The sequence below is a fragment of the Neorhizobium galegae bv. orientalis str. HAMBI 540 genome, assembly GCF_000731315.1.
Lineage (GTDB): Bacteria > Pseudomonadota > Alphaproteobacteria > Rhizobiales > Rhizobiaceae > Neorhizobium > Neorhizobium galegae.
The window spans coordinates 2,891,641-2,907,331 of the sequence record NZ_HG938353.1; the positions used below are offsets into that span (position 1 = coordinate 2,891,641).

General features: G+C 60.8%; 11 protein-coding genes. 7 read left to right on the plus strand and 4 right to left on the minus strand.

All coding sequences use genetic code 11. The annotated features are described in order from the left end of the window. Nucleotides 1-28: 28 nt before the first annotated feature. The 4 genes from RG540_RS14385 to RG540_RS14400 all read right to left on the minus strand — a co-directional run bounded on the left by RG540_RS14385 (nt 29) and on the right by RG540_RS14400 (nt 6,164). Entirely contained in the window at nt 29-2,707 is a 2,679-nt protein-coding gene (locus RG540_RS14385) for a glycosyltransferase (RefSeq protein WP_038589121.1), read from the minus strand. Beyond that, the gene (locus tag RG540_RS14390; protein ID WP_038589124.1) at nt 2,697-4,178 is read right to left on the minus strand and encodes a DUF6212 domain-containing protein; all 1,482 of its coding nucleotides are present in this window, start codon (nt 4,176-4,178) and stop codon (nt 2,697-2,699) included. The genes RG540_RS14385 and RG540_RS14390 overlap by 11 nt, the downstream gene beginning before the upstream one ends. 181 nt (nt 4,179-4,359) lie before the next feature. Further along, a complete protein-coding gene (locus RG540_RS14395) occupies nt 4,360-5,607 on the minus strand; it encodes a glycosyltransferase family 4 protein (RefSeq protein WP_038589126.1) in 1,248 nt (415 codons plus the stop codon). 44 nt (nt 5,608-5,651) lie between these two features. Beyond that, nucleotides 5,652-6,164: a MarR family winged helix-turn-helix transcriptional regulator gene (locus RG540_RS14400; protein WP_046600977.1), complete on the minus strand. Its 513-nt coding sequence runs from the start codon at nt 6,162-6,164 to the stop codon at nt 5,652-5,654. Between the two features lie 256 nt (nt 6,165-6,420). Here RG540_RS14400 and RG540_RS14405 point away from each other — a divergent pair, with 256 nt between their 5' ends. The 7 genes from RG540_RS14405 to RG540_RS14435 all read left to right on the plus strand — a co-directional run bounded on the left by RG540_RS14405 (nt 6,421) and on the right by RG540_RS14435 (nt 15,675). After that, the gene (locus RG540_RS14405) at nt 6,421-8,181 is read left to right on the plus strand and encodes a type I secretion system permease/ATPase (protein ID WP_038589131.1); all 1,761 of its coding nucleotides are present in this window, start codon (nt 6,421-6,423) and stop codon (nt 8,179-8,181) included. Nucleotides 8,182-8,198: 17 nt separating this feature from the next. Beyond that, a complete protein-coding gene (locus RG540_RS14410; protein ID WP_038593852.1) occupies nt 8,199-9,599 on the plus strand; it encodes an HlyD family type I secretion periplasmic adaptor subunit in 1,401 nt (466 codons plus the stop codon). Nucleotides 9,600-9,871: 272 nt separating this feature from the next. Beyond that, complete coding sequence (locus tag RG540_RS14415) at nt 9,872-10,531, plus strand: calcium-binding protein (protein WP_038589134.1); 660 nt, start codon at nt 9,872-9,874, stop codon at nt 10,529-10,531. Between the two features lie 65 nt (nt 10,532-10,596). Next, on the plus strand, nt 10,597-12,852 hold the full coding sequence (locus RG540_RS14420) for a glycosyltransferase family 2 protein (protein WP_051909635.1): 2,256 nt from the start codon (nt 10,597-10,599) through the stop codon (nt 12,850-12,852). Then, nucleotides 12,849-13,688 carry a class I SAM-dependent methyltransferase gene (locus RG540_RS14425; protein ID WP_038589136.1) on the plus strand — a complete coding sequence of 280 codons (840 nt, stop codon included), beginning with the start codon at nt 12,849-12,851 and terminating at the stop codon, nt 13,686-13,688. Before RG540_RS14420 ends, RG540_RS14425 begins: the two co-directional genes overlap by 4 nt. Further along, nucleotides 13,685-14,947 carry a glycosyltransferase family 4 protein gene (locus tag RG540_RS14430; RefSeq protein ID WP_038589139.1) on the plus strand — a complete coding sequence of 421 codons (1,263 nt, stop codon included), beginning with the start codon at nt 13,685-13,687 and terminating at the stop codon, nt 14,945-14,947. Before RG540_RS14425 ends, RG540_RS14430 begins: the two co-directional genes overlap by 4 nt. Then, entirely contained in the window at nt 14,944-15,675 is a 732-nt protein-coding gene (locus RG540_RS14435) for a hypothetical protein (protein ID WP_038589143.1), read from the plus strand. Before RG540_RS14430 ends, RG540_RS14435 begins: the two co-directional genes overlap by 4 nt. Nucleotides 15,676-15,691: the final 16 nt, after the last annotated feature.

Sequence of the window (15,691 nt, forward strand, 5' to 3'; positions counted from 1 at the left end):
TTTCTGTTTCAAAGAAGCGGCCCGGCAATCAGCCAGCTGCCGCGACCACGGGATTTGCCGCCGCCTGCTCGCGAAAGACCGCGGCGCGGGACAGTGACGAATTTTTCACGGACCGATCGCTCCACGCGATGAACTCCGAGAAGGAGGAAGTCCATGACCGGTGTGCGGCGGTTCTGATGCAGCCCTCCATGAGCGGCGCGAGTTTTCCGCGATTGCGCGCAACCTCTTCAATGATGCGTGCCATCTCCCTCACCATCTGAGGATCGGAAGCCGCGTTGATCAGTATGCCGTCCTCGCCGTCGCAAATGAGCTCGTCCACCGCGCCAACCGCGGTCGCGATGGGCACGCAACCGAGTTGCTGTGCCTCGGCGATCATCAGCGGCGCGCCCTCCCACCGTGACGGCATGAGGAGAACATCGGCCCAGCCGAGCGCCTTGATGAGATCCTTGCTCGCAAACACCGGCGGGCGCACGTCGACGCCGAGGTCCTTCAGCCGCTCACTCCAGGAGACCCTGGAATCGGCAAGAATTTCTCCCCCGATGGCCCGGGCGTCGAAGACGACGTTGGAGGCCCGCAGTTCCGCGAGCACTGCCGCCAGCCTGTCGATACCCTTCTGCTGATCAAACCGGCCCATGTAGAGAATCCGCAAGCGGTCATCCTTGCGCTCAATCCGCCTGACCGCCAGAACCTCCGCCAAGGCTTTGGGCGGCACCGAGAAGCTTGCGCCGTTCGCAACGGCGAAGACCTTCTCGTGTGGGACACCGTAGCTGTGCAGATAGATCTTGAGCTGTTCGGAGCAGGTCAGGAAGGCATCGTAGCAATGCTCGTGGGCAATCGCTGCGAAGGGCTGACCGGCGGGCCTCTTGAAGGCTGTGTTGTCCACGACGTGCAGATAGCAGGCCGTGCGCGTACCTTCGGAGCGCAGTCGCGCGATAAGGGGATGGACGGCCATCACGTGGTTGTTGATGACCAGGTCGAAGCCGGAAAGCTGCCCTTTGAGCGCCTGCCAGTCGACCGAGTGCTCCTCGGCGATGAAGTCCTGTCCGAGGAATGAACCCGACCCGCCCCAGGCCGGAATTCCTGCCTCCCAGAAATGGATGTAGTCGAAGCTAGAATCGAATTCGTCGATTACGTCCATCCGGGACGTGCCGAGCACGAAGAGGTGGGTTTCATAACCGGCCGCCTTCAACTCCCGGGCGGCGGCATAGACGACCTTTTCAGCCCCGCCGAACGAGGCATTCGGCACGAGCAGCGCCACGGTGCGCTTGCCCCCGTTGTGTCCGAGCGGCAGGACCGGCGATCCTCCAATCTCCTTGCGCAACGCCTTGTGGAGATCGGTATAGGGCACCAGCCGCGCCGGACGCCAGGTCCACCGCCTGCCCGCCGTCTCGCGGAGGGGGCTGGAGGCAATTGCGTTGAGACAATTGATCATCACCTGCTGAGGCGTGATGAGAGAGCGGCGCGGGAGGCTTCTTGGGAAAGGGAAGCGCACTTTCAGGACGGCCGATGTCGGCCATACCTGCTGGCTTGCGATCGAGGCGAACCAGTCGACGGCATTGTTCTGGACCACGTCCTGGACGATCCGGGTCGACAAGAAAACGAGATCGGCGGGGCCGATTTTTTGTGCGCCCGGCCCATGAATGACCGGCTCGATCTTGCGCTGGGAGGCATCGTTGGCGAGCTGGACGAAGACGACGTTGCTCACCTCGCTCAGACGCTCGAGATGGGCAAGCACGTTCGGCAACATGCGCGAGCGCCGCAGAAGGTCGAGCGCCGCGCCGCTTCCGGCGACCAGGAATGGCGGAAAATGTTCGTTGTCCGGCTCGCCGATATTGCCCCAGAAGGCCGGGATGATGTCGTCGAGGCGAAGCATCGTCGGTGGCTTGGTGGGATCGGTGAAGAAGGAGATCGCCGTATCTTCCGTCCGCGCAAACAGATAGCGCGGGCAATCCTCGTGCTCGAAATCCACCAGCATCGGACGCTGGAACAACGGCATGTGGCGCTTGCGCAGGAAGCTGACCGACGTGGCGCGGTCGCGGTTCGCCTCCTTGAAGCGGCTTTCCGCCCTCAGCCTGTATTCGAAGACGGTGTCGTGGCAGGGGATGCCGACGAAACCGTGCTCGATACACGACAGCCAGAATTCCCAATCCTCGAAACCGTTCTGCCGGTCGTCATTGAAGCGGACGCCGTCCTTAAAAACCTCGATCGAGATCATCGATCCCGTATCGCAGATATTGTCGGTGATGCAGTGCACCAGCCGCGAATAGCGATTGCCGTAATGAGCGCGCCAGCTGACCGAAAATGTGTCGATATTCGTGTAAACCCACCCGCAGCCGCTGGAAACGAGCTGCCGGTAAAGCGTCTCGATCGTGCCGGGAAGGATGCGGTTGTCGGCATCGAGGAAATAGACGGCCTTCGCCTCGGGAAAGTGCTCGATGACGAAATCGATGGCGCGATTGCGTGCGCCGCCCGGGCCGGCGTTCCGGCCGAATATGACATGGACGCAAGGATGGGCTGCGGCGTAGAGCAGCAGCTGATCGAACGTCTCATGCCGCGGATCGCCATCTACAGAGACGACGATGACAATCCGGCAGTTGCCGGGTTTCGAGGCAAGCACCGACTCGATCGCCTCAAGAGCAAGTGCCGCGTGACCGTAGAGAGGCATGGCCACGGCGATCAGGTCCGCCGGCTCCCTGTTACCGGACATCGGCGGCCTCCGTAAATTGCTTGACCATCCTGAAGCCGGATACTTTAAGCCAGGAGAAGTCGACGGAATCCGTCACGGCGCGGCTGAGGATCATCAGATCCATCGGGCCGCGTGCCGGCTCGTCCAGCTGAATGTTGATGTTGACGACCTCGCTGGAAGTGACTTCGCGCCATCCGCTGAAGAATGCCGACGGTCTGGCCGTGCCCTTTCGCGCGATCTCGGCCACTTCGGAACGCGCATTCGAATTTGCCGGCGCAAGCAAGAAGCTGACCGCGGCGGGCTTGCCTTCCGGATGATCGATAAAGGCCGTCACAGAAAAGGATATCGTTCCGGGCTCGACGGCGCGGCTGACCGCGCCGGCCGATATGCCGCTCGGCAATGGATGGCAGACGATGGCATGCTCATGCTCGAGGAAGCGCACTGTCTGGAATTCCGGGACGATGGGCGTGACCGAAACGTCGGCGATCTGACTCAACGTTGCGACTGCCAAGCGATAGTCGACAGTGTACTGGCCTTCGAGCAGGTTGCTCGGCGCTATCATGTTGGGGGTTCTGGTGGGCTTGACCCCGGGCAACCCCGTGAACACCTTGAACGCCAGCGGACGCAGGTCGAGATCCGGGTGCGGAAGTTCCGAGCGCGCCGAATAACGCTCGCCGGCGATCGGGTAGCCGAGCGAAAGGCCGATGGTCTCCGGCCCGGTCGCAGAGATCCGCAGCCGCAACGTACGCGCAGCTCCTCCACAGGCGCGGGGCAGCGAGAAGAAATTCCAGTTCGGCACAAGCTGCGCATACGGGACAGTCCACTCGGCAACCCCTTCGCCGCTCTCGAGATAGCTCAACGCGACGACAAGCTCTCCGCTGACCCTGGGCACCGAGTGAAGGTGAAGGGCAAACCCCGCCACGCCAAGGCTGGATACCGGCAGAAGCTGCTCGATAAAGGCAGCGGCAAGCAGCGGCCCGATCCCCTCGTCCTTCGGATCGGCATACGGATCGTGGGAGAAAATCTCCGAAACCGGCTCCCAGTTTCGCGCCTGGAACGCATCTTCGAGCGCCCGGTAGTTTTCCAGCAGCGTTTCTCGTTCCCTTCGCAGGATCGCAAGCTCCGAGGTGATCGAGGCGCTGTATCGCGCAAGCCGGCCAACGCTGCCTTCGGTCAGAGCCTGCAGAAGCGGGAGGCTCTCCGAACTGTTTGCGGGATCAAGCCTGCGGATGGGAACGGCGGGGATCGTACCCAATGGCCCAAGCAGCGCCAAACCCGCCTGCAGATCCGCCTCGCCCTCGTCCGAATAGGCGACGGCGACCAATGGAAAAGCATTCTGCAATGTCACCGGAGGAAGGCCATCGGCGTCGAGGAAAACGACCTGATGTTCGATATCGCTTCCTTCGAAGCAGGACCGATCCCGGGCAGATGCCGCGATCAGCTTTCTCGTCACCAGTTGTTTCCCAATGCCGGAAGACGTCAAATTTAGCACGCACCGCCCCTGAAGAATTACCCTGCAACGAAGAACAAATATTCCGGATAACCAAACTTTATCAAAGTCATCCGGCGCCTTCGATGGGAAGCCTAACAACTAACATTGCAGCGCACAATAACAAAATCCAATCGATATAAAGAAATAAATTCCGAATATACTTTAAAAATTGAAGTAATAATCATGCATCCGCACCTTGAGTGCCTCGAAACGACTTTCCGGTCAGCTTCTCAATGAGATTCTGTTGACGATCAAGGCATTCCGCCAGCCGGAAACGCCTCTCGACTGTCCGGCGCGCCGCAGCGCGCATCGCGAAATGACGTTCCGGATTCGCCAGGGCGCCGAGAATGGCCTCGGCGAGTGCATCCGTATCGAAGAACGGCACCAAAAGGCCATTCTTGCCGGAACGTATGACCTCCTGAACGGGCGCGGTATCCGATCCGATGACCAGCGCGCCACAGGCCATCGCCTCCAGCACTGACCAGGACAGGACGAAGGGATAAGTCAGGTACAGATGCGCGGACGAGATCTGGTAGATCTGCCGTAAGACCGAATGCGGCACCGGGCCGGGAAAGAGGATATTCTCCCGCGGTATGTCCAGCGACTTGAGGAGATGATCCTTCCACGCCCCGCCGCCCGGCGGCGGCACGCCATAGCTGACACCGTCTCCTCCGACGAACACGAACAGAGCATCCGCGCGCTGGCGCACGACCTTTGCGGCAGCCTCCAGAACCTGCGGGAATCCGCGATACGGCTCGAGATCGCGCGCCACAAAGGTGACGATGGGAGGACCATCGGCGCTCAGCACCCGTCCATCCGGAAGTATGGCCGAAGCTGTCGGGTCCGGTCGAAACCGCGCCGTATCGATCCCCTCGTGACACACCGAAATGCGCCCCCGGGCGTCGGCAGGATAGAGACTTCTCTGCCAATGGGTGGGGCTGATGCCGGCCTCGATGGCCTCGAGGGACAGGAGTTGCGCGACATTGCGCAGCCGCAGCCTCTTGCGCGTCTCGAGATCAGGCCGATCGTTAGGGGAGAAGCCGATATCCGCCCCTTCCGACCGGTAGAAGAACTCGCAATACCCCAATGCAGGCACCTGCGGGAGGACATCCTTCAGAAACATCATGCTTCCCCAGCCGATATGGCCGACGACGACATCGGGCACCATCCCCTGCCGCACCATGGCATCGAGCGTCTCGGCGACGCGATGACCGATTCGCGCATGGTGATCGGGAGTACCCATGTGTCGGGCCATATGGGGATCCGCGCGCGGCCCCGCTTCCGCTCGATGTCGAACGACTCGAACGGAAGGGATCTTCTGATCTATGGTCTCGGTGATGAGGCTGACCTCGTTGCCCGCCTGTGCGAGCTGGGCGGCCAGGGCAGCGAACTGACCGAAACCCCGTCGATGAACAAACGCCACGTGCATCGCGTCTATTCCCCCACGGCCAGGGGCACGCCCTCACCCACCATTCAAACGCCGTATCGTGGAGTGCTGCCCCAGGCCAATTCGAGCTGATGCAGTGTCTGGAAGGCCGTTTCAAGCATCCTTTGCTCCTGGTCGCCACGATTCACCGCACGCTCATAAGCCATCGCTGCGTCACGGAGATTCGCCCTGAGCTGCCGCCCCTTCTCCGTCAGCTTGATGCGTGCGGACCGCTTGTCGCGCTGGGAGGCAACCCGATCGATGTAGTCACCATCGCCAAGCTGTTTGAGATAATAGGAAACGTTGGAGCCGACATAATGCCCCCGATCCAGGAGCTCGGCGACCGAGAGTTCCGAATCGCCGATTGCCAGCAGAATCATCGCCTGTGCCGGCCCGATATCGTCGACCCGAAGCTTGGTCAGCTCCGCACGGATCAGGCCCGAGAACCGCCGGCTTGCCCGCTCCATGAGGCGAGCGAGCTCGAAATATGTAACCTGTTGGAGGTCCCCCAACTCTGCATCCTGAGGATGCTTGGGGTCTGTCTGTGCCGTCTGGCCCATTTGAACTGTCAGTTCGCCGTTCAGCTCTACAGGCAAATTAAGCACAACTTCTTCTTTCATCCCACTCTCCATTTCAGGAAAATACTTCAAAAATTGAAGTAATATTCAACTACGCCCATTCCCCCCAATTGCCATGAGCTTGCATAAGCCCTCCGTTATGTGCCAGATTGGAGGAAGCAATACTATCCTTCGGTTTAGCTATAACGAAATACGTCCTCCGACTGATTGATCTAACGTTAACTCGAGGCAAATTGCCATGCGCGATACTGTTCAAAATGGGACAACAATCAAGGGGCAAATCCGGGGAGGTCGAAAACAAAGCAGCCCAGGGTTGCTAGTATCGCAAGCAAAGCGTGTATTTTTGTCAGGATTGTTTTATGCCGCGGCACTCAGCGTGTGCCTGAATTTATTACAACTGACGATGCCTCTGTTCATGCTGCAGGTCCATGACCGGGTGCTCAACAGTCAGAGCATGGACACGCTTGGAATGCTCATCATCCTGGCCATCGGCGCCCTTGTCGTGCTCGGTGTTCTGGAATTCATCCGCGCCCTCTCGTTCCAGGCCATGGGAGGTGCGCTTGTGCGCAGACTGAACATGCCCGTCCTGGCGGCCGCCGTTCAGGCCTCGGTCGACCAGGGCCTGTCGCGCGCCACCCAGTCGCTTCGGGACATCTCGGAATTGCGAAGCTTCCTGACCTCGTCAGCAGTCACTGCGCCCCTCGATGCGGCGTGGTCGCCGATTTTCCTCGGCGCGCTTTTCCTTTTGCATCCGCTTTTTGGTCTTATCGGAGCCGTTTCCGCCGCTCTGCTCCTCTGCGGCGGACTGATTACGGACATTTTGACCCGCCAACTCACCAAGGAGGCGAATCAAACGAATATCGAGGCGGTGTCCAAGATCGGCGCTTCGCTGCGACATGCCGAGGCAATCGAGGCAATGGGCATGCTGCCGGCCCTGGCGGCCCGTTGGCGCGCCCTGCAACTGGAAGCCCTCAGCGCCTTTGAAACGAGCGGGCGCAGGAGCAAGGCGATGTCGTCCATTACCCGCAGCCTGCGCTATTCCATCCAGATCATTACCCTGTCGGCCGGTGCATTTCTGGTGCTGCAGCAGGAAATCACGCCCGGCGCAATGATGGCATCGAGCATCCTGGTTGGGCGCCTCCTGATTCCCTTCGATTCCCTCATCGACAATTGGCGGCAGTGGGTGCTGGCGGCAGGGGCCTGGCATCGTCTTGAGGCCATCCTCACGGCGGACGTTGCGATCCGCCAGACGATGCCGACGCCGCATTCGTCGGGCGACATCGTGGTCGACAAGCTCATTTACGCAGCCCCCGGGCTGGATGTGCCGATCATCAAGGGAATTTCTTTCTCCCTCTCTCCGGGCGAGGTTCTGGGCGTGATCGGCCCTTCCGCCGCGGGCAAATCGACGCTTGCGCGCCTGCTGGTCGGCGTTCTGCGCCCCACATCCGGCGGCGTCTTCCTCGACGGCAACAATACCTATCTCTGGGAGCGCAGCTCGTTCGGCCAGGTGGTCGGATACCTGCCGCAATCCGTTTCGCTTCTGGAAGGCACCATTCGGGAAAACATCGGGCGAATGGCGGACAGCGATCCATACAAGGTACTGGAGGCGGCGCGGCTGGCCGACATTCACGAAATGGTCGGGCGCCTGCCGCTCGGCTACGACACGCCGGTCGGCGACGGACACCTGACCCTTTCCGGCGGGCAGCGGCAGCGTATCGCGTTGGCGCGCTGCCTCTACAACCAACCTCGGCTCATCGTGCTCGACGAGCCGAACGCAAATCTGGACGCGATCGGCGAGCGGGCCCTTATCCGCGCGATCCAGCGCGCCCGCGAAAGTGGCGCCATCGTCATCATTATCGCTCACCGGCCGGCCATCATGCAGGTCGCCGACAAGCTGCTCGTGCTTGAAAACGGCCGCATCACCCAGTTCGGACCGCGCACGTCCGTGGTTCCGGCCACGATGCCGGGCGAAACAACCCGGGAGGTAGCCGCAATATGACCGGGCACAAACCCCTCATGATTGAGAAAAAGCCGCTCGCGATCCGCGCCGATCTTTCCGAGCGCCAAATCCAGCGATATCAGCCGGCCTTGCCGGATGCCGGCCCGTCGAACCTGGAGTTCGACCAGTTTGACAGCCGTTCACCGTTGCGCGGTCTCGTCATTGCGGGCCTCGCCACGATCCTAGTGTCCTTCGGCGGATTTTTTGCCTGGGGGTTTTCGGTCGAGCTCAGCAGCGCGACGGTCGCCAACGGCACGGTCATCGTCGATTCGAAACGAAAAACCATCAGCCATTTCGAAGGCGGCGTGATGAGCCGATTGCTCGTCCAAGAGGGTGACAAGGTTACCGCCGGTCAGCCCCTGATCGAACTGGAGGATACACGCGCCCGTTCCAGCCTCCGGTCGCTCCAGGCCCGGCGCATTGGCCTGATCGCTAAACTGGCTCGACTGAAAGCTGAACAGAATGACGCGCCGCAAATCAGTTTTCCAAGCGATTTCGGCGACGCCTGGGGTGTTACGATCGATGACTCCGTCAGGGCGGAGACGATATTTTTTGAAAAGCGGCGCGAGACCAAGCTCGGACGCGTCGAGGTCCAGAGAAAGACGATCGAGGAACACCTCGAACTGGCAGCATCATACGACATCCAGATCGAGGCGACCGACCGGCAAATCGGCTTCATCAGGGAGCACCGCGCGGCGATGGACTCATTGGTAAAGATAGGCGCCGCACCGCGTACCCAGATCATCGAGATCGACTCCAGGCTCAGCGAGCTTGCGAGGCAACGGGGCGAACTCGTCGGCAACAAGGCCCAGTCCGAAAAGGCCGCAGCAGGCGCGCAGCTTGCGCTGACCGGGATCGAAAGCGACTTTCAGTCGACGATTGCCGGCGAAATCGCCACCGCACGGGTCGATCTCGCCGACGTCGAACAACAGATCACCGCTTCGAAGGACGTGCTGCGGCGCCTTGAGATCCGCTCTCCGCAGGATGGCATCATCAGCAATATCTTGGTGCGCACCCCCGGCAGCGCGGTCACGCCCGGCCAACCGTTGCTTGAGATCGTTCCGGAGAATGAGCCGCTGCTGGTCGAGATGCGCGTCAATCCTCGCGACATCGACAGCATCGCCGTCGGCTCGCATACCCAGGTCCGGCTGACGGCCTATAATCAACGGTCCCGCCTGCCGATGGAAGGTACGGTCATTTATGTCGCCGCGGACCAGTCGGTCGACGAGAAATCAAACAGTGCGTTTTTCGTCGCGCGCGCCAAACTCGACCCGGCATCGCTCAAGGCAAACCCTGATGTGCGCCTCTATCCCGGCATGCCGGCAGAAGTGCTGATCATCCACCAGCCACGCCGCGCGATCGACTACATCACCTCCCCCGTCCTCGAAAGTTTCAATCGCGCTTTCAGGGAAGATTAGTATCTGAATCGGAAAAAAAATGCTGCACAGCAGAAATTGTTTCAAATATTGAAGTTGTTTTAAAGTAAAATACCGAAATTATAATTTATAAAATTGGAGATTATCGGGGTAATGTGCCAGTAATATTCAATTCAGGAAATATATTCCCAACATCTGGCATTTTTGTCTCAAGAGATGCTTGCGCTTCCGTTTTTTGCAGTGCACATTTCAAGCGCGAAATCGTCGCACCCGCGCCGACAACGCACTCGTACAAACCTGAAGAGGAGAGGCAGATGGCCACATTGGAAGGCGGAGCATACGACGATGCCCTGTTCGGTTCCCGCTTCAACGACTTCATCCGCGCCCATGGGGGCGATGATTTCGTAAGCGGCGGTAACGGGCACGACATCGTGTTCGGCGGTGAAGGTGACGACATCCTGTTCGGCGGAAAGGGACATGACACCCTGTTCGGCGACGAGGGCGACGACTTGCTGAACGGCGAAGATGGCAACGACAATCTTGTCGGCGGCTGGGGTGATGATCTTCTTTACGGCGACAAGGGCAATGACACCCTGCTCGGCGGACATGGCAATGATCTTCTGTCCGGCGGCAAGGGTGCTGACATCCTCTACGGCGGCGACGGCAACGACATCATCGATGGCGGCGCTGGCAACGATATCCTGGTCGGCGGTGCTGGCCATGACGTCTTCGTCTTCGGCGGCGGCGGCGGCAATGACGTCATTCTCGACTTCACCGCTGGCGAGGATATCCTGCAGATCTCGAAGGGCATCAATGGCCTCGACGTGACCTCGCCGGACGATCTGGCCTCGCGCGTCACCCAGGTCGGCGGCAATGTCGTCGTCGATCTCGGCCATGGCGATACGCTGACATTGGTCAATGTCGACGCTGACGACATTCATGCCAATCCCGAGAACTACTTCACCGTTCACTGAGCATGATTTCTGCGCGCCCTGCCTCCTCCCGCGGGGCGCGCAACTCCGATTCAGAGGGGCCGCGTGTGACGTTCGACGAAGCGATAGACGCCACGGGCGTTTTTAGAAACGCAAAAATCTTTCGGCTCGGCGCGGATTTGGCAATCCTTGTCTGGGATCTCCCCCCGCCCCTTCCCGCAGCCACTAAGTGCCTGTTGTCGATGGATCGGTCACCGGTACCGCTGGTCAGCATGATGCTTCCACTCGGCCACGGAAGACAACGCATGTTCTGGGCGATGCGACCGGAACAGCAGCCGGTGAACGTGGACATCTGCACGGAACACGGCGGCATCGTCGAAACCGTCGTGATGCAGCCGGCACACATGCTCACGCCCCTCGACGTGGAAGCGCTGTTTACGGATCTTGCGCCGGGTTCCCGCATCAAGTTCGTCAACAACCTGCTAACCGTCTGGCGAAGCGCCTTCCGCATCGCTGGCGACCATCTTTTCCATATGATCGTTGAAGACGCCCTTCATGCGCTCGTGCCCGAACCGCAGGCCGCCAGCATCGTCTGCCAGGTTGCCCAAGGACGCCATCTGATCGAGACGGCGATCAATCCGGACCTCGGCGACATCATAGCGATCTATGCGATCGGCGCGGCTTCGATCACACGCATGGCGGTAAGACCTGTCCTCGGACGCCGAGCGAAAAGCGGTCTTCAACCGTGCCATTTCATCGCAGAGGCGCCTTTTCCCTCTCCTCCGTTTCTCATCGTCCTCCTGAGCAAGAATGGTGCCGCAATTCGCCAGCTTGCTGACGACAAGCCTCGCCATCCTAGCCTTCAGAACTGGTGGAGCAAAAACCGTGAGGCGGTGGAACTGCGCGAAATGATCGTCCGTTGCCTCGCCGCCTTGCCGGAAGGCAGCGCCGCGACGGCAATCGACCTTCAGGTCAACGCCCCGCTGCCTGCAACCCGGATTGCCAAGTCGTCGATGCATCCGTCCGGGGAGGTCGATCTCGCCCTGGCGCTCGACGACGGCCTTCTGGCAGGCGGCTGGTTCCATGCGCCGTCATCCGCTTTCGCCGGCATCGACTACGTCAGGGAGGACGGCACGGCCGTACCGCTTGACGCAAACAGCTACAAATTCCCGGCATGGGCGGAAGGCAAGGACGAGAAGAGCAAGACCGATGTGACCGGCTTCGTTGCCTGGATCCCGCTGCCGGAATCCACCGGTCCGCTCTTGCAGCCGCGGTTTCAGTTGCGCCTTGCTTCGGGAGCGGTCAGGCCGCTGATACCGAAGCCGCAGCCTTTCGAGCCCGCAACGCAGCGAAACCATGTCCTGCGCGCCGTGCCGCCGCAGCATGCGGTCGACAGTGCCTTCCGCACGATCCTCGCGCCCGCCCTGCAGGACATAGAACGGCGATTGGGCAAGACCATAGAGGTCGATTCCACGAAGGACTACAGCCTGTCCGAAACCACACCTCTCGTTTCGATTGTCATACCTCTCTACAAGGTCCTCGATTTCCTGCGCTTCCAACTGTCGGGAATGGCTACCGATCCGTGGCTCGTCGCCAATGCCGAGATCATCTTCGTCCTCGATTCACCGGAAATCCAGGATGAGACGGAGCACATGCTGGGTGGCCTGCACCTCCTGCACGGGTTGCCGATGAAGCTGGTCGTCATGAACCGCAACAGCGGCTACGCACGGGCCTGCAATGCCGGCGCACGTTTTGCCCGCGGCGCCGTTCTGGTCATGCTCAATTCGGATGTCGTGCCAAAGGGGCCAGGTTGGCTTCAGGTGCTGTCGCGGCCGCTGCTGGAAAACAGCAGGCTGGGCGCCATCGGCCCGAAACTGCTCTTCGAAGACGGATCGCTGCAGCATGCCGGCCTGTATTTTGGCCGCGACCAGCGCGGGATCTGGTTGAACCACCATTTCAACAAGGGCATGCCCGGCGACTATGCTCCCGCCCAACAAGCCCGCGAGGTTCCCGGCGTCACCGGCGCCTGCCTCGTGACCCGCAGGGTCACCTACGAGCGTGTCGGCGGCTTCACCGAGGACTACGTGATCGGCGACTACGAGGACAGTGACCTCTGCCTCAAGATCCGCCGTCTCGGGCTCCAGATCGCCTATGAGCCAGCCGCGTGCCTGTATCATTTCGAGCGCCGCTCGATCCGCCGTAGCGAGGACTATATGCGCGGCGTTGCCAGCCAATACAATTCATGGCTGCACACGCAACGCTGGGAAGACGACATCACCGACTTGATGGCCAACCCATTCGACAAAGATCAAGATCGCCCCGCCGCCACAAATGGGAGAGCCCGGGAAAGGAACGCAGCGTGACACAGATAGCACTCGTGCGCCCTCCCAAGCCGGCTCGGCTGGTCGACGAGGACCGTGTTCGCTGGCTGCTTGAAGCCGTTCGGGGCAATCGTTTTCTGCCACAGCCGGAACCCACCAATGTCTTCGTGGGCGACGGTGATTTTCGCGCGATAGGCGCGGAATTTCTCGGGCACTTCATCCGTATCGGCGGCCTGCGCGAAGAGGCCCGCGTGCTCGATATCGGCTGCGGTATCGGCCGGATGGCCGTGCCGCTCACCCAGTATCTCGATCCGCAAACGAGCCGCTACGATGGCATCGATCCGGTCGAGGGCGGCATCGACTGGTGCCAGCGGACGATCACGCCCGCCTACTCCAATTTCGCCTTCCAGCGACTGGATATCGCGCACGAACTCTACAATCCGAACGGCAAGGTCAGCGGCAGGGCACTGAGGCTTCCCTTTCCGGATCAACATTTCGACTTCGTCATCATGACGTCGGTGGTCACTCATCTGCCCCCTGCGGAAGTCCTCGTTTACCTCGCTGAGGTTCGCAGGGTCCTGTCAGTCGGCGGGCGAATGTTCATGACAGCCTTCGTGGTCGACCGGATCGCGGCGGCAAACGAGCACGGGCGGCGCGATCCGCGCCTTGCGTTCCGCCGTTATGGCGAAAGCCCGTGCTGGTTCGTTCCCAACCAGGCACCGCTTGCGGCGGTCGGCTTCGAAGACGGCTTTCTGGACAAGGCGCTCGAACGGGCCGGCCTCTCCGTCGCCTTGAAATCGCTTGGCCATTGGCGCGGCACCAATGCGGCTCACCATCAGGATTTCATTGTGGCGAAGCGCCGGGGAAATGGCCGATGAGCAAGCGCATCCTGGTCGCTGCCCACAACCATCCGTCCCTTCACCCGGGCGGAACCGAAATATTCGCTCATGACCTGTTTCGCGCCTATCAGCGCGAGGGCCATGAAGCTCTGTTTCTCGGTGCCACAAACCATATTCATCGCGAAGCGAGACCGGGCACGAGCTTCCAGAGCATCGGTTCGGCGGGAGACGAAATCCTGCTGTGGTCCGGACATTTCGACCGCTTCTTCATGAGCCAGATCGACCTATATGGTGTCGTGCCTGACATCGCGGAGCTGCTGCGCGATTTCCGGCCGGATGTGGTTCATCTCCATCACATGCTGCTGCTTGGCGCCGAGTTCCCCCACATCGTCCGCCGCACCCTGCCCGACTGCCAGATCGTCATGACACTCCACGACTACTATCCCATCTGCCACCATGACGGCCTGATGGTGCGCACCGGCAGCAAGGAACTTTGTCACCAGTCCAGCCCGGACCGCTGCCATGCCTGCTTCAAGGACATTCCGCTCGATCGCTTTGCCTTGCGCGAACGCCACCTGAAGGCCCTGTTGAGCACGGTCGACCACTTCGTCTCGCCAAGCGCCTTTTTGCGGGATCGCTATGTGCAATGGGGACTGGACGAAGATACGATCAGCGTCATTCCCAATGGCATTCCCGCCCGCAAAGCCGGCGTGCGAAGAGATCTGCTCCAGGGCGGGAAGCCGGTCTTCGGATATTTCGGCAATCTCAACCCCTGGAAAGGGGTGACCGTATTGCTCGAGGCGGCGCGTCAGCTTCTGGCCGACGGCATGGATTTCGAACTTCGCGTCCATGGCGGCGCGCCTTTCCAGAGCGAGACGTTCGTCGAGGAGATCAACCGGCGCTTTGCCGAAACATCAGGATCCGTGCAGGCCCGCGGACCCTATCGACGCGAAGATATCGGCGATCTGGTGGCCGCGGTCGATTGCACCATCGTTCCTTCCGTCTGGTGGGAGAACGCACCGCTGGTCATTCAGGAAGCCCAGGCGCAAGGCCGTCCGGTCATCGCCAGCAATATCGGCGGAATGGCTGAAATGGTCGAGCATGGCGTCAACGGCCTGACCGTCCCACCCAATGATGCCCGGGCGCTCGCCGCGGCGATGCGCGACATCCTGGAAGATCCGAAACTGCTGCACCTGTTTGCGCAAAACGCCCGCAAGCCCGACGACATCGACACGACTGCCCGCCGCTATCTCAAGTGGATGGAGACGGCACAGGTTCAGGCATTGGAGAGCGCATGACCAGTCCCGCCGAACGACCGGATGCCGCATCCGAACAGGACAACGTCAAGCCGATGAACGGCCGCGTGGACGCCGTCGACATGGGTACGATCTTCGGCTGGGCATTCGACCCGATGGCGCCGGACCAGCGTCTGACCATCCGTGTCCTACTCGATGGCAAGGTGATCGCAGAGACTGTTGCCGATCGCAACCGTCCAGACCTGCGACGCAATGGTATCGGCGACGGCAAGCACGCATTCGAAATAGCGCTGCCCGATCCCCTCCATTCGCGGGCCAACGATATCGTCGTCATGGCGCGCAATGGAAGCGGCTCCGAACAGGCGCTTCGCGTTCCACAGCCGAACGAACAGGCGGCCGAAGCGCTGATCGCCGCGCCGCTGGCAAAAGTGCTCGACAAGCTTGATGTGCTGATGGCGTCGCAGCGGCAGTTGCAGGTCTCGCAGCGCTCCCTGCAGCGCGCACCGGAAATCGATGCGGACAAGACCGAAACCACCGACCTGACCGAAATCGGCAACGCCGTCGAAAACCTCAAGGCGGAGGTCAGCCAACGGCTGAATGACCTCGATGTCCACCTGATGCGGCTGGACGGGGTCGTGGCTGGGATGGAGAAGAACCTGAATGCATTGAAGAAGCGGGCGAACGCCGAATTCAAACCCATGCTGTTGCTGCTGTTCGTTCTCGTCGGATTTGCCGCGGGCGCCGGCCTTGCGCTGATTTTCAGGATTTGACCGAGGGAGGGCAAGG